This window comes from Prosthecobacter sp. (assembly GCF_044373815.1).
GTDB lineage: Bacteria > Verrucomicrobiota > Verrucomicrobiia > Verrucomicrobiales > Verrucomicrobiaceae > Prosthecobacter.
Genome location: NZ_JBIPNG010000630.1, coordinates 1 through 3,149, shown reverse-complemented (window position 1 = coordinate 3,149; position 3,149 = coordinate 1). Strand labels below are relative to the sequence as shown.

3 protein-coding genes are annotated in these 3,149 nt (G+C 53.1%); 1 reads left to right on the top strand and 2 read right to left on the bottom strand.

The features are described from left to right. Nucleotides 1-72 precede the first annotated feature (72 nt). A complete protein-coding gene (locus tag ACIREA_RS29390; RefSeq protein WP_397385879.1) occupies nt 73-1,062 on the bottom strand; it encodes a helix-turn-helix domain-containing protein in 990 nt (329 codons plus the stop codon). A 275-nt stretch (nt 1,063-1,337) separates the two neighbouring features. Between ACIREA_RS29390 and ACIREA_RS29385 the strand changes: the two genes are divergently transcribed. After that, nucleotides 1,338-2,003: a hypothetical protein gene (locus ACIREA_RS29385; RefSeq protein ID WP_397385878.1), complete on the top strand. Its 666-nt coding sequence runs from the start codon at nt 1,338-1,340 to the stop codon at nt 2,001-2,003. A gap of 1,057 nt (nt 2,004-3,060) precedes the next feature. On the opposite strand, the gene ACIREA_RS29380 is transcribed toward ACIREA_RS29385, so the two are convergent. Next, nucleotides 3,061-3,149, bottom strand: an 89-nt coding sequence (locus ACIREA_RS29380; protein WP_397383777.1) for an IS3 family transposase, incomplete at its 5' end; no start/stop codon positions are given.

Below are 3,149 nucleotides of genomic sequence, written 5' to 3'. Positions count from 1 at the left end.
TCGGAGAAGAGGGGTGGCGTAGGAGCGTGATGGGCAGATAGCTTACTATCTTGAAGTAATTGTCTCGATATCTCAGGAAGCATCTTCCCCCTCAGTTTGAATCTCACTATCTACGGAGCGGTCTGCCCATGAAATTTGAAACGTTCGGTGAATTGGCGTGCTATTTCGCGCATAAATTCGGATCTCAAATTTTTCAGAATGAGTAGCGTTCATCTGGTCAGGACGCTGTAGGCGGCAAAACAAGTTATGCGCCAACCGAAGACTTTGCCCTGGATGAATGGATTTATGTGATTGGTATGCTTTGCGGTTGCGCGGTTCCTTGTCCCAATCGTCTGTATTCAGGCTCAATTGCTGCCCTCCTTTAAACTCCACAAACACTTCTGAAGCGGAAGCCTGTCCTTTGTTCACAATGTCGACTGTACCTTGCAGGTGATAATGATGATCGTCACCCAGGCTTAGATGCAGTCGAACCAACGGAACCAAATATGAAAATGCCTGAGGGTAAAAAAGACGCCGCAGAACTGCTACTGGGCATGAATGATTGCCATCCTGGCATCTGAGGTAATATTCACGCTTTGCAAAAAGCGATCTATGGGGAGCGAATTTACTTTGTGGCACCAGACAAACCACAAATCCTTCTGGAGATTGGTCGCGAGTAATCCCCCGCACTTCCACTCCTTGAACAGGGGGATCAACTACTGATTTTGTATGATTGATTAACAGTTCGCTAAAATGATGTACATCTGCAACCAACGAAGTTCCCACAGCATTTTTATTTGGGGCATCTATGCCCCATATCAGCACACCGCCTCCAGAGTTTGCAAATGCCCCAATATACTCGCTCCAAATTTCTCGAATTTTTGATTCAGCTTCGCTTTTTACAACTTCAGGCGTTTTGGAGTTGAGGCATCCTGTGAGTTGCTTTGCACCCTTGAAATCCATCCACTCAGTCTCTTCAGTTTTGGAAGCTGGTAATGCCAATTTTTCCAAAAATTGAAAACTTTCACCTGGTTGATTGAACACTTCGTCAAAAAATCGGCGGGCGTTTGATGGCTCAGACATGTTCAACCCTGTATTCCTGTTCGTGGAAAGCAAGCTAAGCGACGTGGTGGTGTGAGATTGATGGTGGTAGGCATGCAGCGTTTTGTGTCACCGCTACACGGTTCGACGTGGAGAGGTATTCGTTGGCATGCGGCCACCGTGGGTTGGCACCTACGGCTACGGTTGTGCCAGCCCTCCGGGCTTGAGGAGCATGAAAACTGTTGCGTGGTCTTTCGAAGATAGGCGCTCGTCCCTCCAAGGCGGCATGCTTTTTGCGCGTTGCGCAGTTCCATTCTATGAAACTCAACACTGCCAATATCGTTGAACACATTCATCAAGAGATCTCCAAGGAAAAATGGGACTGGGAAAAGGTCATGAAAGCCGGCCAAGCATTGGGCGTAGCAGAGAAGAAGGATCGCTACGCAGAAAGAGAGTTTTCGTATACGCTCTTCAAGCTGTGTTACAAAGCCCTGAAAGCGTTTGGACTCAGTAAAGCGGAGCGCAAACCCAAGGGGCCAGTCGCGTGGCGGCGTAAAATTTACGAACTTTGGACTGCCGGAGAGTTAGACACAGACAAAGCGGGCCAGATCGTGCGTGAGTATGCCACGAATCTAATGGGAAAAATGAAACCTGATGAGCCGAAGCCTCCCAAGCACACGACTTGGGCTTGTGCTGGCGTCATGGGTGCACATTTCAAAATCGAGCATGACACCGCTGTTGCACTCTGCAAAGCGCTTGAGCATATGAATTACTGGACCTGTGGGTTTCTGAACGGAGAGTCTTTTTACGGCGAACGAATCAATCGGCAGGTCAATGAAATGATTCGAGCGGCGGCCGAGGCCGTAACCAACTTTGTTCCCAAGTCATCCTTACGCTTTCGAGCTCCCTATGTTTTTACGGCGCGCGATGAAAGTCATGCGGAAAGGGAGATGCGTTTGATGCTTGAGTCGCTGGCAAAATGAGGCTGCGGCAGGGCGGAGCAAACGCTGCTGGTTAGCGCGGTGTGTGAAGAAGGCGCTGGCTTTGCTTCCCGGATTGCGTTTGGCTGTCCAGGGGTGGCGCTCGCTGCGCGAGCTTCGCCCCTGGCTACCGGCTGCGATCCCCTCCGGGGATCGGGGAATGAGAAAGCGGTTTTATGTGGAGGGGCGGGCAAATGCGGAGCACCCTTGATGCCTCAAGACCATGAACAATGACCAGCTGATTCAACAGTTCACGCGCGTGAAGGCAAGGCCCGACGGCCTGCGCCTGGAATGTCAGGTCATTTCCTGGCCGCATCCTCACAGGCCGCGTTCGCGCTGGGTGAAAGTCGAGACACTGGCTGCCACCACCCCGGCTGAGGAGATCAGCGCTGCCCGGCTTCATTTGCTGCAGGTGCCGCGCTTCTTTGGTGTGTGCCGCATGTGCCGCGAGCGCCAACCTAAGGGTTGGATGCATAGCGAGAGAGTTTGCCAGTCCTGCGCTGAGGCTCACCTGGGCGTTTTGTATTGAGCAGGTACGCACGACTGCACTGATGCCGCGATGGGGCAATCCCTGCGGGGCTGCGCAGGAGCGGGCTCCTTTGCTGGCGGAGGCTCGTTGCAAACGCTGCTGGTGAGCGCGGAGTGAGAAGAAGGTGCTGGGTTTGCTTCCCGGATTGCGTGCGGCTTTCCAGGGGTGGCGCTCGCTGCGCGAGCTTACCCCTGGCTACCTTCTTTGACCCCTCCGGGGTCGGGGGGAGCGAGATGCGCGATGTGTGTATGAGAGGTTATCGCTTTAACCACGCTTTGACGGGCCGGAGCGGCATTGGAATGCCGCGCTCCCGGGGCCAGAACCCAGTTGCGGCGCAACTGGGCTACTTTATTTGCGCCGGGCGCCGTAAAGGGGGTGGCGTTTGTCGTGACGAACTGAGAGGATACGCACTCGATCTGCGAGGATTCGATAGCAGATGGCATAAGGGAAGCGTTTCAAGTAAGCTTTCCGACGACCCAAGAGAGCCAGGGGGAATGAGGTGCAACGCAATATTGGACCAGGGACGCTTAATTAGTTGAGGTTGATGTGCTGAGTTTCGAACTGGTTGGGTGTGAGGTAGCCGATGGCCGAGTGCTTGCGCTTGTTGTTGTAGTAGGCGT

Excerpts from the sequence above, each read along its gene's own strand:
- ACIREA_RS29390 (WP_397385879.1), bottom strand. The coding sequence starts at position 1,062 with ATGTCTGAGCCATCAAACGCCCGCCGATTTTTTGACGAAGTGTTCAAT.
- ACIREA_RS29385 (WP_397385878.1), top strand. The coding sequence starts at position 1,338 with ATGAAACTCAACACTGCCAATATCGTTGAACACATTCATCAAGAGATC.